Origin of the sequence: Flavobacterium soli DSM 19725, from assembly GCF_000422705.1 — a bacterium.
GTDB lineage: Bacteria > Bacteroidota > Bacteroidia > Flavobacteriales > Flavobacteriaceae > Flavobacterium > Flavobacterium soli.
On sequence record NZ_KE383907.1, the window covers coordinates 90,689 to 104,083 of the forward strand.

Annotated in this window: 22 protein-coding genes; 21 read left to right on the forward strand and 1 reads right to left on the reverse strand. The window is 36.3% G+C overall.

The annotated features are described in order from the left end of the window. Nucleotides 1-13: 13 nt before the first annotated feature. Nucleotides 14-1,702, reverse strand: a complete 1,689-nt coding sequence (locus G508_RS0115910; RefSeq protein ID WP_051197709.1) for a BamA/TamA family outer membrane protein — start codon at nt 1,700-1,702, stop codon at nt 14-16. 285 nt (nt 1,703-1,987) lie between these two features. Between G508_RS0115910 and rpsL the strand changes: the two genes are divergently transcribed. The 21 genes from rpsL (at nt 1,988) to rplR (ending at nt 13,392) form a co-directional block, all read left to right on the forward strand. Beyond that, nucleotides 1,988-2,371: a 30S ribosomal protein S12 gene (gene rpsL / locus G508_RS0115915; RefSeq protein WP_007136570.1), complete on the forward strand. Its 384-nt coding sequence runs from the start codon at nt 1,988-1,990 to the stop codon at nt 2,369-2,371. Between the two features lie 72 nt (nt 2,372-2,443). Then, nucleotides 2,444-2,920, forward strand: coding sequence for a 30S ribosomal protein S7 (gene rpsG / locus G508_RS0115920; protein WP_026706238.1), 477 nt, complete (start codon nt 2,444-2,446; stop codon nt 2,918-2,920). A gap of 10 nt (nt 2,921-2,930) precedes the next feature. Next, the gene (gene fusA / locus G508_RS0115925) at nt 2,931-5,087 is read left to right on the forward strand and encodes an elongation factor G (RefSeq protein ID WP_026706239.1); all 2,157 of its coding nucleotides are present in this window, start codon (nt 2,931-2,933) and stop codon (nt 5,085-5,087) included. 11 nt (nt 5,088-5,098) lie between these two features. After that, the gene (gene rpsJ, locus G508_RS0115930) at nt 5,099-5,404 is read left to right on the forward strand and encodes a 30S ribosomal protein S10 (protein ID WP_011963470.1); all 306 of its coding nucleotides are present in this window, start codon (nt 5,099-5,101) and stop codon (nt 5,402-5,404) included. A 201-nt stretch (nt 5,405-5,605) separates the two neighbouring features. Next, nucleotides 5,606-6,223 (forward strand): 50S ribosomal protein L3, encoded by a 618-nt coding sequence (rplC, locus tag G508_RS0115935; protein ID WP_026706240.1) that lies wholly within the window; start codon nt 5,606-5,608, stop codon nt 6,221-6,223. Continuing rightward, nucleotides 6,223-6,852 carry a 50S ribosomal protein L4 gene (gene rplD / locus G508_RS0115940; protein WP_026706241.1) on the forward strand — a complete coding sequence of 210 codons (630 nt, stop codon included), beginning with the start codon at nt 6,223-6,225 and terminating at the stop codon, nt 6,850-6,852. The genes rplC and rplD overlap by 1 nt, the downstream gene beginning before the upstream one ends. Before the next feature lie 7 nt (nt 6,853-6,859). Further along, entirely contained in the window at nt 6,860-7,150 is a 291-nt protein-coding gene (gene rplW / locus G508_RS0115945) for a 50S ribosomal protein L23 (RefSeq protein WP_026706242.1), read from the forward strand. A gap of 17 nt (nt 7,151-7,167) precedes the next feature. Beyond that, nucleotides 7,168-7,992 (forward strand): 50S ribosomal protein L2, encoded by an 825-nt coding sequence (gene rplB / locus G508_RS0115950; RefSeq protein WP_026706243.1) that lies wholly within the window; start codon nt 7,168-7,170, stop codon nt 7,990-7,992. Between the two features lie 6 nt (nt 7,993-7,998). Further along, entirely contained in the window at nt 7,999-8,277 is a 279-nt protein-coding gene (gene rpsS / locus G508_RS0115955) for a 30S ribosomal protein S19 (protein WP_014085019.1), read from the forward strand. Nucleotides 8,278-8,283: 6 nt separating this feature from the next. Continuing rightward, nucleotides 8,284-8,697 carry a 50S ribosomal protein L22 gene (gene rplV / locus G508_RS0115960; RefSeq protein WP_026706244.1) on the forward strand — a complete coding sequence of 138 codons (414 nt, stop codon included), beginning with the start codon at nt 8,284-8,286 and terminating at the stop codon, nt 8,695-8,697. A gap of 1 nt (nt 8,698) precedes the next feature. Next, complete coding sequence (gene rpsC, locus G508_RS0115965) at nt 8,699-9,463, forward strand: 30S ribosomal protein S3 (RefSeq protein ID WP_026706245.1); 765 nt, start codon at nt 8,699-8,701, stop codon at nt 9,461-9,463. 19 nt (nt 9,464-9,482) lie between these two features. After that, a complete protein-coding gene (gene rplP, locus G508_RS0115970; protein ID WP_007803637.1) occupies nt 9,483-9,908 on the forward strand; it encodes a 50S ribosomal protein L16 in 426 nt (141 codons plus the stop codon). An 11-nt stretch (nt 9,909-9,919) separates the two neighbouring features. Continuing rightward, entirely contained in the window at nt 9,920-10,111 is a 192-nt protein-coding gene (gene rpmC, locus G508_RS0115975) for a 50S ribosomal protein L29 (protein ID WP_026706246.1), read from the forward strand. Between the two features lie 17 nt (nt 10,112-10,128). Further along, on the forward strand, nt 10,129-10,389 hold the full coding sequence (rpsQ, locus tag G508_RS0115980) for a 30S ribosomal protein S17 (RefSeq protein WP_026706247.1): 261 nt from the start codon (nt 10,129-10,131) through the stop codon (nt 10,387-10,389). 2 nt (nt 10,390-10,391) lie between these two features. Then, nucleotides 10,392-10,760, forward strand: a complete 369-nt coding sequence (gene rplN / locus G508_RS0115985) for a 50S ribosomal protein L14 (protein ID WP_007803649.1) — start codon at nt 10,392-10,394, stop codon at nt 10,758-10,760. An 11-nt stretch (nt 10,761-10,771) separates the two neighbouring features. Continuing rightward, entirely contained in the window at nt 10,772-11,086 is a 315-nt protein-coding gene (rplX, locus tag G508_RS0115990; RefSeq protein WP_026706248.1) for a 50S ribosomal protein L24, read from the forward strand. A 2-nt stretch (nt 11,087-11,088) separates the two neighbouring features. Continuing rightward, complete coding sequence (rplE, locus tag G508_RS0115995) at nt 11,089-11,640, forward strand: 50S ribosomal protein L5 (protein WP_026706249.1); 552 nt, start codon at nt 11,089-11,091, stop codon at nt 11,638-11,640. Between the two features lie 3 nt (nt 11,641-11,643). Further along, entirely contained in the window at nt 11,644-11,913 is a 270-nt protein-coding gene (gene rpsN, locus G508_RS0116000; protein WP_026706250.1) for a 30S ribosomal protein S14, read from the forward strand. A 158-nt stretch (nt 11,914-12,071) separates the two neighbouring features. After that, the gene (rpsH, locus tag G508_RS0116005; protein ID WP_026706251.1) at nt 12,072-12,470 is read left to right on the forward strand and encodes a 30S ribosomal protein S8; all 399 of its coding nucleotides are present in this window, start codon (nt 12,072-12,074) and stop codon (nt 12,468-12,470) included. A gap of 14 nt (nt 12,471-12,484) precedes the next feature. After that, the gene (rplF, locus tag G508_RS0116010; protein WP_026706252.1) at nt 12,485-13,027 is read left to right on the forward strand and encodes a 50S ribosomal protein L6; all 543 of its coding nucleotides are present in this window, start codon (nt 12,485-12,487) and stop codon (nt 13,025-13,027) included. Between the two features lie 14 nt (nt 13,028-13,041). Continuing rightward, nucleotides 13,042-13,392 carry a 50S ribosomal protein L18 gene (gene rplR / locus G508_RS0116015; protein ID WP_026706253.1) on the forward strand — a complete coding sequence of 117 codons (351 nt, stop codon included), beginning with the start codon at nt 13,042-13,044 and terminating at the stop codon, nt 13,390-13,392. Nucleotides 13,393-13,395 lie beyond the last annotated feature (3 nt).

Sequence of the window (13,395 nt, forward strand, 5' to 3'; positions counted from 1 at the left end):
AAAAATCTGCCAATCAAAAGGTGGTCTTGAAACTGATGTGAACAATTGAATTAGAGAGCTTTATGGTTTGGCCTTTCGTGCTTCCATTAGCATACACCAAATTCAAAAGTCCGTTTTTTGTGAGTAGTCCAAATCCGAAACCAATTCCGAGTAGCCTGTCGTTAATGTCCGAAGTTTTGTCTTGGTAATAACCGTAATCAATTATAGAATGCACATAAATGTTTGGGGCCAAAACATAGCGGTATTCCGTCAGGATAGAAGTCAATAAGTTTCCCTGAAGACTATTTTCGTTGAAACCCCGAATCGAGTTGATGCCTCCAAAGCGATACAATTCATTGATGATGTAATTTTCGCTTTGCAAATAAAAATTCTGACTCTTGAGGTTGAAGCTGTTCTTTTCGTTCAGATAAACATTGTGTTTGATATTGAAATCAAAAAAAGATTGGCTGTTAGATTCCAGTTTCGAACTCCTTTTTCCCAAACCGGCTTTCAAGCTGATTCTGGTTTTCTCTGGAAATAAAAAATCATCTACTTTGAAATCCAAAAATTCAAAGGTGCTCGTTACAAAAGAATTTTCAAAATCGCTGATGCTGAAATTATTGGTATTTTGAATATCGCTTGATTCAGTTGATTGATAACCAACATAAAGACGGGTGTTGTAATTAAAGTAATACCCTAGGTCAATTGCGGTTTTTGTGTTTTGAAAAGTACTGTCTTGTTTGAAAATATTCAAATTCGCCTTCAAACCAAACGGACTCTTGAAAATATAAGGCAATTCAATACCAACATTAAAAGTACGTTGTTCGTTTCCATCGCTTTTCCAATATAGCGTAAATTCCTCGCCAACGTTTAAAGAATTCACTAAAAGCAAATCCAAATAACCATTAAAATTGACTTTATCTTCGTCGTCATTCGTAAAACCGATGTAGCCGTCAAATTTGTTTGGCTTCGATTTTTCCAAATACACATATACTTTGGTGGTGTCTTTTGTAAACAAAATTTCAGGATAACGCGTCTGGTTTACAAATCGGAATTTATTGAAATCATCATACACTTTCTTCAAATTTTCCTGATTGAACGTCTTGTTGCGGTACAAACGCTTGATATTTTTTTTATGACCTTCTGGGAATTTCTCATAACCGTTAATCACAATGTCGTTCAACTGCCGTTGATTGCCAGTTTCCAAAAATAATTCGGCAAATAAAGTATTTTTTTCTTTCCTAAAATTAATCAGTTTCAATCGTGCCAAAGAAAAACCTTTTCGTTCCAATTGGTTCAAGGTCGCATTCAGGAAGCTTTCGGTTTCTTCAAAACGAATCTTCAAGGTGTCATTTTTATTGTCAAAGTAACTCGAAAATTCACTACCTATATGTATATGTATAAATTCAGTTTTTTTTCCAACTAGAAAATTGAAGTTAAATGTTGTGTCGTTGATCTTTTTAGTCTCTAGAATTTCATTTTCAATAAAACCAAGCTTAGTAAGTCTGTCCGAAACCAAATTTCCCTCGTCAATTACTGATTTTGCATTTTCGTGTTCTTTTTTATAGCTCAGAGAATCTATGGTTTTTTTTGCCTTTTCATTTTCTGCATCAATTGTCAAACGCAAATTCTGTCCGAAAGAATTCAGGTAAAAAAAGGTAAAAATAAAAAGCAGAATTTTTTTCAAACTGTTCGAATTATCAGGAGCGAAGGGCTCGGGCATTTTTGGAAACCATTTTCCCGCTTTCCACTACTATCTTTTTGTTCTGAACCCCAGAACAAAAAGGATAGTAGCTCCAATCGGGGCTAGAGGATAAATTATTTGCCCTCTTTAAACCATTGTAAAAATAACGCAAAAAACCATTTTCTATTCTATAAAAATGAAATGAATATTAATCTATTTGAAAATTAATGTATTATGATTTGTTTCAATAAAAATAATTACTACATTTGCAACCCCGTAAAAAGCGGGAAATTTAAAAAACATAAGAAATTTTTAGTATTAATTATGCCAACAATTCAACAATTAGTAAGAACTGGAAGAACTCAGATAACTAAGAAGAGTAAATCGGTTGCTTTAGATTCTTGTCCTCAAAGAAGAGGGGTTTGTACGCGTGTTTACACTACAACACCAAAAAAACCAAACTCTGCAATGCGTAAAGTAGCGCGTGTACGTTTGACAAATGGTAACGAAGTAAATGCTTACATCCCTGGAGAAGGACACAATCTACAAGAGCACTCGATAGTATTAGTTAGGGGTGGAAGGGTAAAAGATTTACCAGGAGTTAGATACCACATCGTTCGTGGAGCACTTGATACATCAGGTGTTGCAGGAAGAACGCAAAGAAGATCTAAGTATGGTGCTAAACGCCCAAAAGAAGCAAAAAAGTAATCTTAAACACGTTATGAGTTAAAAGCTACACGTTTTACGATGGGCTTTAACAACTAACAAAAAAACGAAGAAATGAGAAAAAGACAGGCCAAGAAAAGACCTCTTTTGCCAGATCCAAGGTTTAATGACCAATTGGTAACACGTTTTGTGAACAACTTAATGTGGGATGGTAAAAAATCAACAGCTTTCAAAGTATTCTATGATGCAATGGATATCGTAGAAGCTAAAAAGCAAGACGCTGAGAAATCGTCAGTAGAAATCTGGAAAGATGCTTTGACAAACGTTATGCCTCACGTAGAAGTACGTAGCCGTAGAGTTGGTGGAGCTACATTCCAAATTCCAATGCAAATCAGACCAGATCGTAAGATCTCTATGGCAATGAAGTGGATGATACTTTATGCTCGTAGAAGAAACGAGAAATCTATGGCTCAAAAACTAGCTTCTGAAGTTTTAGCTGCTGCTAAAGAAGAAGGTGCTGCTGTTAAAAAGAGAATGGATACTCACAAAATGGCTGAAGCAAACAAAGCATTCTCACACTTTAGATTTTAATACATAGGAAATGGCTAGAGATCTAAAATATACAAGAAATATTGGAATTGCAGCTCACATTGATGCTGGTAAAACAACAACAACGGAGCGTATCCTTTTTTATACAGGAAAATCACATAAAATAGGTGAGGTGCACGATGGTGCTGCAACTATGGACTGGATGGCACAAGAGCAAGAAAGAGGTATTACCATTACATCTGCTGCTACAACTTGTGAGTGGAATTTTCCAACTGAACAAGGTAAAGCCTTGCCAGAAACATTAGCTTATCACTTTAATATTATCGATACTCCTGGACACGTGGATTTTACTGTAGAGGTAAACCGTTCATTAAGAGTATTAGATGGTTTGGTTTTCTTGTTTAGTGCTGTTGATGGTGTTGAACCTCAATCAGAAACAAACTGGAGACTTGCTGATCAATATAGAGTTCCACGTATGGGATTCGTTAACAAGATGGACCGTCAGGGTTCTAACTTCCTGAACGTTTGTCAGCAGGTTAGAGATATGCTAAAATCAAACGCAGTTGCAATCACTTTGCCAATTGGTGAGGAAAATGATTTCAAAGGTGTTGTGGATTTGGTGAAAAACCAAGCTATCGTTTGGCATGATGCAACTCAAGGAGCTACTTTCGATATTATCGAAATTCCAGCTGATATGGTGGATGAAGTAAAAGAGTACAGAGATATCCTTATTGAGGCAGTTGCTGATTATGATGAAAACTTGCTTGACAAGTACATGGAAGATCCGGATTCTATCACAGAAGAGGAAATCAATGTTGCTTTGAGAGCTGCTACAATCGATATGGCGATCATCCCTATGATTGCTGGTTCTTCTTTCAAAAACAAAGGAGTTCAATTCATGTTAGATGCTGTATGTAAATACTTGCCATCTCCATTGGATAAAGAAGGTATCGAAGGAATTCACCCTGATGATGCTGAATTGTTAGAAGAAGATCAAGCTAAAATCCTACGTCGTCCTGATGTAAAAGAGCCTTTCGCGGCTCTTGCATTTAAGATTGCAACTGACCCATTCGTAGGTCGTTTGGCTTTCTTCCGTGCATATTCAGGTCGTTTGGATGCGGGTTCTTATATCTTGAATACACGTTCTGGGAACAAAGAAAGAATTTCTCGTATCTACCAAATGCATGCTAATAAGCAAAATCCAATCGAATATATCGAAGCAGGTGATATTGGAGCAGCAGTTGGATTTAAAGATATCAAGACTGGAGATACAATGTGTGATGAAAAACACCCAATTATTCTTGAGTCAATGAAATTCCCTGCACCGGTAATTGGTATCGCTATTGAGCCTAAGACAAAAGCTGACGTAGATAAAATGGGTATGGCTTTGGCTAAATTAGCTGAAGAGGATCCAACGTTTACAGTTAGAACTGACGAGGCTTCTGGGCAAACCATTATCTCGGGTATGGGTGAGCTTCACTTGGATATCCTTGTAGATCGTATGAAACGTGAATTTAAAGTTGAAGTAAACCAAGGTGAGCCTCAAGTTGAATATAAAGAAGCGTTTACAAAATCTGCAACACATAGAGAAACTTATAAAAAACAATCAGGTGGACGTGGTAAATTCGGTGATATCGTATTTAGATTAGAGCCAGCTGATGAAGTTGACGGTAAAGTTCCAGTTGGATTGCAGTTCGTAAATGAGGTTAAAGGTGGTAATGTTCCTAAAGAATATATTCCATCTGTAGAAAAAGGTTTCAGAGAAGCTATGAAAACGGGTCCTTTAGCAGGTTATCAAGTAGATAGTTTGAAAGTAACTTTATTGGATGGGTCTTTCCACCCGGTGGATTCAGATGCGCTTTCTTTTGAATTAGCGGCAAGAATGGGTTATAGAGAAGTAGCTAAAGCTGCTGGAGCTGTAATTCTTGAGCCAATCATGAAAATGGAAGTAATCACACCAGAAGAAAACATGGGAGATATCGTTGGTGATATCAACCGTCGTAGAGGTCAGGTGAATGATATGGGGGACAGAAATGGTGCTAAAACAATTAAAGCTGATGTGCCTTTGTCTGAAATGTTTGGATATGTAACTACATTGAGAACATTGTCATCAGGTAGAGCAACTTCAACAATGGAATTTTCACACTATACTGAAACGCCTTCTAATATATCTGAAGCGGTAATCAAAAAAGCAAAAGGTAACGCTTAATTCTAAAGAAAATGAGTCAAAAAATCAGAATAAAACTAAAATCTTACGATCACATGTTGGTGGACAAGTCTGCTGAAAAGATTGTAAAAACCGTAAAAAGTACGGGTGCAGTAGTAACTGGTCCAATTCCGTTACCAACTCACAAAAAACTTTTCACTGTATTACGTTCTCCACACGTTAACAAAAAAGCGAGAGAACAATTTGAAGTAATGTCATACAAGAGATTGATTGATATTTACTCTTCATCTTCAAAAACTATTGATGCTCTAATGAAATTAGAGTTGCCAAGTGGTGTTGAAGTTGAAATCAAAGTATAATTATATTTTGAACTTTATAGAGGCGAAACATAGGTTTTACTTATGTTTCGCTTTTTTATTTTTTCTTTTTTTGGTCTTGAAATAAGATTTTCAAAAAAAGAAGCATAACGTATTGTTAATCAAAAAAAAAAACGATACATTTGCAACCTTTTTGGGGCGAAAATTACCCAAAAGTAATTGTTTAATTAATAAATGTTTAATATGTCTGGGTTAATCGGAAGAAAAATTGGCATGACTAGTATCTTTGACGAGAATGGAAAAAATATTCCATGTACTGTTATTGAGGCTGGGCCATGTGTTGTTACCCAAGTCAGAACCAAAGGTGTTGACGGGTACGAAGCGTTGCAACTTGGTTTCGATGACAAAACTGAGAAACATTCCACTCAAGCGGCCGTAGGTCACTTTAAAAAGGCTGGAACTGTAGCGAAGAAAAAAGTCGTTGAATTTCAAGAATTTGCAACTGAACAAAAATTAGGTGACATCATCGATGTTTCCATTTTTGAAGAAGGAGAATTTGTAGATGTACAAGGTGTCTCAAAAGGTAAAGGTTTTCAAGGGGTTGTAAAACGTCACGGTTTTGGTGGTGTTGGACAGGCAACTCACGGTCAACACAACCGTTTAAGAGCGCCAGGTTCTGTAGGAGCTTCTTCTTATCCATCTAGAGTATTCAAAGGAATGCGTATGGCTGGAAGAATGGGAGGAGATAATGTGAAAGTACAAAATCTTAGAGTTTTAAAAGTAGTTGCTGATAAGAATCTACTTGTGATCAAAGGATGTGTTCCTGGGCATAAAAACTCTTATGTAATCATTCAGAAGTAATGGAAGTAAAAGTTTTAAATTTCAACGGAAAAGAAACTGGCAGAACGATCACTCTTTCTGATTCAGTATTCGCAATCGAGCCAAACAATCACGCAGTATATCTTGATGTAAAGCAGTACCTTGCCAATCAAAGACAAGGAACGCATAAAGCTAAAGAAAGAGCTGAAGTTGCTGGATCAACTCGTAAGATTAAAAAGCAAAAAGGTACTGGTACAGCTCGTGCTGGTAGCGCAAAGAACCCTTTGTTTAAAGGTGGAGGTACAGTATTCGGTCCAAGACCAAGAAGTTATTCATTCAAATTGAATAAAAGCTTGAAAAGATTGGCAAGAAAATCAGCTTTCTCTATCAAAGCAAAAGAGTCAAATATAATCGTTTTAGAAGACTTCAATTTTGAAACTCCAAACACTAAAAATTTCATTAACGTTTTGAAAGCTTTAGGGTTAGAGAATAAAAAATCATTATTTGTGTTGGGTGAATCGAATAAAAATGTATATTTGTCGTCACGCAATTTAAAAGCTTCTAACGTTGTAAGTAGCTCAGAATTAAGTACTTATGCCATTCTTAACGCTAATAATTTAGTGCTTTTGGAAGGTTCTTTAGAAGGAATTGAAGAAAATTTAAGCAAATAATAGGAATATGAGCATCATAATTAAACCTATAGTAACTGAAAAAGTAACCAAAGAAAGTGAAGTTTCTAACCGTTTCGGTTTCGTTGTAGATAAAAAAGCAAACAAAGTGCAAATTAAGAAAGCAGTTGAGGCTACTTACGGAGTAACGGTTACTGCTGTTAATACAATGAATGTGAGACCCGACAGAACTACAAAATACACTAAAAGTGGTTTGATCAGTGGAAAGTCTAATGCTTTCAAGAAAGCAATGGTACAAGTACAAGAAGGAGAAACAATAGATTTTTACAATAATATCTAATAAATTTAGGCAGCATTATGTCAGTTAGAAAATTAAAACCTATTACCCCAGGTCAGCGATTTAGAGTTGTGAATGGTTATGACGCCATTACAACTGATAAGCCGGAACGCTCTTTGATAGCACCGATAAAAAACTCTGGAGGTAGAAATAGTCAAGGAAAGATGACCATGCGTTATACGGGTGGTGGTCACAAGCAGAGATATCGTATCATCGATTTCAAAAGAACTAAAGATGGAATTCCAGCTTCAGTGAAATCGATTGAATATGATCCAAATCGTACTGCATTTATCGCTTTGTTAGCTTATGCTGATGGAGAGAAAACGTATGTTATTGCTCAAAACGGATTGCAAGTAGGTCAGAAATTAGTTTCTGGTGCTGATGCTCAACCGGAAATTGGTAATACACTTCCATTAAGCAAGATTCCTTTAGGAACTGTTATCTCTTGTATTGAGTTACGTCCAGGTCAAGGAGCTGTAATTGCTCGTTCTGCTGGAACTTTCGCTCAATTAATGGCAAGAGATGGAAAATATGCTACAATCAAAATGCCTTCAGGTGAAACAAGATTAATCTTGCTTACTTGTTCAGCAACAATTGGAGCAGTATCTAATTCTGATCATCAATTGGTCGTATCTGGAAAAGCAGGTAGAACAAGATGGTTAGGTAGAAGACCTAGAACAAGACCAGTTGCAATGAACCCTGTCGATCACCCAATGGGTGGTGGTGAAGGTCGTTCATCAGGAGGACACCCTCGTTCAAGAAACGGAGTTCCTGCTAAAGGTTATAGAACTCGTTCTAAGAAAAACCCGAGTAATAAGTATATCGTAGAACGTAGAAAGAAATAATAAGATATGGCACGTTCATTAAAAAAAGGACCTTTTGTACATTATAAATTAGATAAGAAAGTTCAAGAAAATATTGAAAAAGGTAATAAAGGAGTTGTAAAGACATGGTCTAGAGCTTCAATGATTACTCCAGATTTTGTTGGACAGACTATCGCAGTTCATAACGGTCGTCAGTTTGTACCAGTTTACGTAACAGAAAACATGGTAGGTCACAAATTAGGAGAATTTTCACCAACAAGATCTTTTAGAGGTCACGCTGGAGCAAAAAATAAAGGTAAAAAATAAGAAGCAATGGGAGTTCGTAAAAGAGAAAGAGCTGAAGGCATCAAAGAAGCTAACAAGCAGATTGCCTTCGCAAAATTGAATAACTGCCCTACTTCACCTAGAAAAATGCGCTTAGTAGCAGATCTAGTAAGAGGTCAGAAAGTGGAAAGAGCTTTGAATATATTAAGATTCAGCTCTAAAGAAGCTTCAAGAAAGTTAGAAAAACTTTTGTTATCTGCAATCAACAATTGGGAACAGAAAAATGCAGAAGGTAACGTAGCTGAAGCAGGCTTAATCGTTAAAGAGATCAGAGTAGATGGTGGAATGATGTTGAAAAGACTTCGTCCAGCTCCACAAGGTCGTGCACACAGAATTAGAAAACGTTCTAACCACGTGACAATCGTGTTGGGACAATTAGATAACACACAAGCAAATAATTAAGATGGGACAAAAGACAAATCCAATTGGAAACAGACTTGGTATCATCAGAGGATGGGATTCAAACTGGTATGGTGGAAATGATTACGGTGATAAACTTGCCGAAGATTATAAAATCAGAAAGTATATCCATGCTCGTTTATCAAAAGCTAGTGTATCAAAAGTAATCATCGAGAGAACTTTGAAACTTGTAACCGTTACTATCACTACTGCTAGACCTGGTATCATTATCGGAAAAGGTGGTCAAGAGGTAGACAAGTTAAAAGAAGAACTTAAGAAAATTACTGACAAAGAGGTTCAAATTAACATCTTTGAAATTAAAAGACCTGAGTTAGATGCTTTTTTAGTTGCAACAAGTATCTGTCGTCAAATTGAAAGCCGTATTTCTTACAGAAGAGCTATTAAAATGGCTATCGCTGCATCTATGAGAATGAATGCAGAAGGAATTAAAGTTTTGATTTCTGGTCGTTTGAATGGGGCTGAAATGGCACGTTCAGAAGGTTTCAAAGAAGGTAGAATTCCTCTATCAACTTTCAGAGCTGATATTGATTATGCTTTGGCAGAAGCTCATACTACTTATGGTAGAATGGGAATCAAAGTGTGGATCATGAAAGGTGAAGTTTACGGAAAGAGAGATCTTTCTCCACTTGTTGGAATGGATAAAAAACAATCTGGTACTGGCGGTGGTAAAGGTGGTGATGCTCCAAGAGGAGATCGTAAGCCTTTCAATAAAGACAGAAAACCAGGCGGAGACCGTAAAAGAAAGTAAACTTTTAAACTAAAGAAAAATGTTACAGCCTAAAAGAACAAAATACCGTAAGGTACAAAAAGGTAAAATGAAAGGTAACTCTCAAAGAGGGCACGAACTTTCAAATGGAATGTTTGGAATTAAATCTGTACATGAAGATGGAATGTTCTTAACTTCTCGTCAAATCGAAGCAGCTCGTATTGCGGCTACTCGTTTTATGAAGAGAGAGGGACAATTATGGATTAAAATATTTCCGGACAAACCTATCACAAAGAAGCCTCTTGAAGTACGTATGGGTAAAGGTAAAGGTGCAGTTGAATATTGGGCTGCCGTTGTTAAACCTGGAAGAATTATGTTTGAAGTTGGAGGAGTACCTTTGTCAGTTGCAAAAGAGGCATTACGTCTTGCGGCTCAAAAGCTTCCAGTGAAAACTAAATTCGTCGTTGCTAGAGATTTCGAAGCATAATCTATATTATTATGAAACAATCAGAAATAAAGAATCTTTCTGTAACTGAATTACAGGAAAAGCTAAGCCAATCTAAAAAAGCGTATGCTGATTTGAAAATGGCTCACGCTATTTCTCCAATTGAAAATCCGCTTCAAATTAGAGGTGCTAGACGTACTGTTGCAAGATTAGCAACTGAACTAACTAAAAGAGAGTTGCAATAATTGTATTCTACTGAAAGATGGAAGAAAAAAGAAATTTAAGAAAAGAAAGAATTGGTGTGGTTACTTCAAACAAAATGGATAAATCTATTGTTGTTGCTCAAGTAACTAAAGTAAAACACCCATTATACGGTAAGTTCGTGTTGAAAACAAAGAAATTTGTTGCACATGACGAAACAAACGACTGTAACATTGGAGATACTGTGAGAATTAGCGAAACGCGTCCTTTGAGTAAATCAAAATGTTGGAGATTAGTTGAAATCTTAGAAAGAGCTAAATAATTATGGTACAACAGGAATCAAGACTAAAAGTAGCAGATAACACGGGAGCAAAAGAAGTTTTAACTATCCGTGTTTTAGGAGGTACCAAAAGAAGGTATGCCTCTGTTGGTGACAAGATTGTAGTATCTATTAAAGATGCAACTCCAAACGGGAACGTGAAAAAAGGAGCTGTTTCAACTGCAGTTGTGGTACGTACCAAAAAAGAAGTGAGAAGAGCTGATGGTTCTTATATCCGTTTCGATGACAATGCATGTGTTCTTTTGAACGCTGCAGGAGAAATGAGAGGAACTCGTGTTTTTGGTCCGGTAGCAAGAGAACTTCGTGAAAAACAATTCATGAAAATTGTATCATTAGCACCAGAAGTGCTTTAATTATTTGCAAGATGATAAAGCTAAAAATAAAAACAGGAGATATCGTTAGAGTTATTGCTGGAGACCATAAAGGTGCTGAAGGTAAAGTTGTAAAGGTAGATCGTGAGAAGAACAAAGCGATTGTTGAAGGTGTAAACATGGTTTCGAAACATACAAAACCAAGTGCAAAAAGCCCTCAAGGAGGAATCGTTAAGAAAGAGGCTCCAATACAAATTTCTAACATTGCTCTTATAGATCCTAAAACAAAGGAAACTACAAGAACAGGAGTTAGAGTAGAAGGAGATAAGAAAGTAAGATTTTCAAAAAAATCTAATCAAGTACTATAGTGATGGCATATACACCTAGACTAAAAGATGAATATAAGAACAGAGTTATCTCTGCTCTTAAAGAAGAGTTCGGTTACAAAAACGTAATGCAAGTTCCTAAACTTGAAAAAATCGTTTTGAGCCGTGGAGTTGGTGCAGCAGTATCTGACAAAAAATTAATTGACTATGCAGTTGATGAATTAACTAAGATTACTGGACAAAAAGCAGTTTCTACAATCTCTAAGAAAGACGTTGCGTCATTCAAATTGAGAAAAGGAATGCCAATTGGAGCAAAAGTTACTTTACGTGGAGAAAGAATGTATGAGTTTTTAGATAGGCTTATTACTTCTGCTTTGCCGCGTGTTAGAGATTTCGGTGGTATCAAAGCTACTGGTTTCGACGGAAGAGGTAACTACAACTTAGGAGTTTTAGAGCAAATTATCTTCCCTGAAATCGACATTGATAAAGTGAACAAGATTTCTGGAATGGATATTACCTTTGTTACTACTGCACAAACAGATAAGGAAGCAAAGTCATTATTGGCTGAATTAGGATTACCTTTTAAAAAGAATTAAGACATGGCTAAAGAATCAATGAAAGCCCGTGAGGTGAAAAGAGAAAAAACGGTAGCGAAATATGCTGAGAAAAGAAAAGCTTTGAAAGAAGCTGGAGATTTCGAAGGTTTGCAAAAATTACCGAAAAATGCTTCACCAGTTCGTATGCACAATCGTTGCAAATTAACAGGAAGACCAAGAGGATATATGCGTCAATTCGGTATTTCTCGTGTAACTTTCCGTGAAATGGCCAATAATGGATTAATTCCAGGAGTTAAAAAAGCAAGTTGGTAAAATTTATTTATCAATTTTGATATTTCAACAGATAGTTGTATGTTTGCCGGATTTTTGTCGGCAACGTACAATTATCTGTTAATTAATTTGTAGAGTTTAATGGTTTCAGGTTCTGCTGGAGAGTCCGGTACGAATACCAAAACCGCAATTTCAATTATATGTACACAGATCCTATTGCGGATTATTTGACAAGGGTGAGAAACGCTGTGGCTGCAAACCACAAAGTCGTTGAAATTCCTGCATCTAATCTAAAAAAAGAGATTACCAAGATCTTATTTGATCAAGGGTATATCTTGAGCTACAAGTTTGAGGACAACGCCGTTCAGGGTTCAATCAAAATTGCTTTGAAGTATGATAAAGATACTAAAGAGCCAGTAATCAAAGATATCCAAAGAATTAGTAAACCAGGTTTACGTAAGTATGCAGGTGCTTCTAAATTGCCAAGAATCCTTAACGGATTAGGTATTGCAATTGTTTCTACATCAAAAGGTTTGATGACAGGAAAACAAGCCAAACAACTTAATGTTGGTGGTGAAGTAATTTGTTACGTATACTAATAAAAAGCTAAGAGATGTCAAGAATAGGTAAAAATCCCGTTACAATTCCTGCTGGAGTGACTGTTTCAGTTGCCGAAGGAGTAATTACGGTAAAAGGAAAATTAGGTCAACTAACACAGGAATATTCAGATGTTACTGTGAACGTTGAAGGTGATCAGGTTCAAGTTGAAAGATCATCTGATCATAAAGACCAGAGAGCAAAACACGGATTATACAGATCTTTAATCAATAATATGATTGTGGGTGTATCTGAAGGTTTTACTAAAGAATTGGAACTAGTTGGAGTAGGTTACAGAGCTTCTAATCAAGGGCAAAAACTTGATTTGGCTTTAGGATTTTCTCACAACATCGTTTTGGAAGTTGCTGATGAAGTAAAATTGGAAACAATTTCTGAAAAAGGTAAGAATCCAATCGTGAAATTAACTTCTTTTGATAAGCAATTGTTAGGAGCTGTAGCTGCGAAAATCAGAGGTTTCCGCAAACCAGAACCTTACAAAGGAAAAGGTGTTAAATTCGTAGGTGAAGTATTAAGAAGAAAAGCAGGTAAATCCGCTTAATAAAATATAAGATTATGTCATTAACAAAATCTGATAGAAGACAGAGAATCAAATTCAGAATTAGAAAGATTGTTAGCGGTACTGCTGCTAAGCCAAGACTTTCTGTATTCAGAAGCAATAAAGAAATCTACGCACAACTTATTGATGATGTGAACGGAGTAACTTTATTGGCTGCATCTTCAAGAGAAAAAGAAGTAGGTAAAGGTACAAACGTAGAAGTTGCATCTTCAGTTGGAAAACTAGTTGCAGAAAAAGCGTTAAAAGCTGGGATCGAAACAGTAACTTTCGATAGAGGAGGATACTTATATCACGGTCGTATTCAATCATTAGCAGAAGGCGCGAGAGCAGCTGGACTTAAATTCTAATAT

Coding starts and splice junctions, on each gene's coding strand:
- G508_RS0115910 (WP_051197709.1), bottom strand. CDS start 1,702: ATGCCCGAGCCCTTCGCTCCTGATAATTCGAACAGTTTGAAAAAAATT.
- rpsL (WP_007136570.1), top strand. CDS start 1,988: ATGCCAACAATTCAACAATTAGTAAGAACTGGAAGAACTCAGATAACT.
- rpsG (WP_026706238.1), top strand. CDS start 2,444: ATGAGAAAAAGACAGGCCAAGAAAAGACCTCTTTTGCCAGATCCAAGG.
- fusA (WP_026706239.1), top strand. CDS start 2,931: ATGGCTAGAGATCTAAAATATACAAGAAATATTGGAATTGCAGCTCAC.
- rpsJ (WP_011963470.1), top strand. CDS start 5,099: ATGAGTCAAAAAATCAGAATAAAACTAAAATCTTACGATCACATGTTG.
- rplC (WP_026706240.1), top strand. CDS start 5,606: ATGTCTGGGTTAATCGGAAGAAAAATTGGCATGACTAGTATCTTTGAC.
- rplD (WP_026706241.1), top strand. CDS start 6,223: ATGGAAGTAAAAGTTTTAAATTTCAACGGAAAAGAAACTGGCAGAACG.
- rplW (WP_026706242.1), top strand. CDS start 6,860: ATGAGCATCATAATTAAACCTATAGTAACTGAAAAAGTAACCAAAGAA.
- rplB (WP_026706243.1), top strand. CDS start 7,168: ATGTCAGTTAGAAAATTAAAACCTATTACCCCAGGTCAGCGATTTAGA.
- rpsS (WP_014085019.1), top strand. CDS start 7,999: ATGGCACGTTCATTAAAAAAAGGACCTTTTGTACATTATAAATTAGAT.
- rplV (WP_026706244.1), top strand. CDS start 8,284: ATGGGAGTTCGTAAAAGAGAAAGAGCTGAAGGCATCAAAGAAGCTAAC.
- rpsC (WP_026706245.1), top strand. CDS start 8,699: ATGGGACAAAAGACAAATCCAATTGGAAACAGACTTGGTATCATCAGA.
- rplP (WP_007803637.1), top strand. CDS start 9,483: ATGTTACAGCCTAAAAGAACAAAATACCGTAAGGTACAAAAAGGTAAA.
- rpmC (WP_026706246.1), top strand. CDS start 9,920: ATGAAACAATCAGAAATAAAGAATCTTTCTGTAACTGAATTACAGGAA.
- rpsQ (WP_026706247.1), top strand. CDS start 10,129: ATGGAAGAAAAAAGAAATTTAAGAAAAGAAAGAATTGGTGTGGTTACT.
- rplN (WP_007803649.1), top strand. CDS start 10,392: ATGGTACAACAGGAATCAAGACTAAAAGTAGCAGATAACACGGGAGCA.
- rplX (WP_026706248.1), top strand. CDS start 10,772: ATGATAAAGCTAAAAATAAAAACAGGAGATATCGTTAGAGTTATTGCT.
- rplE (WP_026706249.1), top strand. CDS start 11,089: ATGGCATATACACCTAGACTAAAAGATGAATATAAGAACAGAGTTATC.
- rpsN (WP_026706250.1), top strand. CDS start 11,644: ATGGCTAAAGAATCAATGAAAGCCCGTGAGGTGAAAAGAGAAAAAACG.
- rpsH (WP_026706251.1), top strand. CDS start 12,072: ATGTACACAGATCCTATTGCGGATTATTTGACAAGGGTGAGAAACGCT.
- rplF (WP_026706252.1), top strand. CDS start 12,485: ATGTCAAGAATAGGTAAAAATCCCGTTACAATTCCTGCTGGAGTGACT.
- rplR (WP_026706253.1), top strand. CDS start 13,042: ATGTCATTAACAAAATCTGATAGAAGACAGAGAATCAAATTCAGAATT.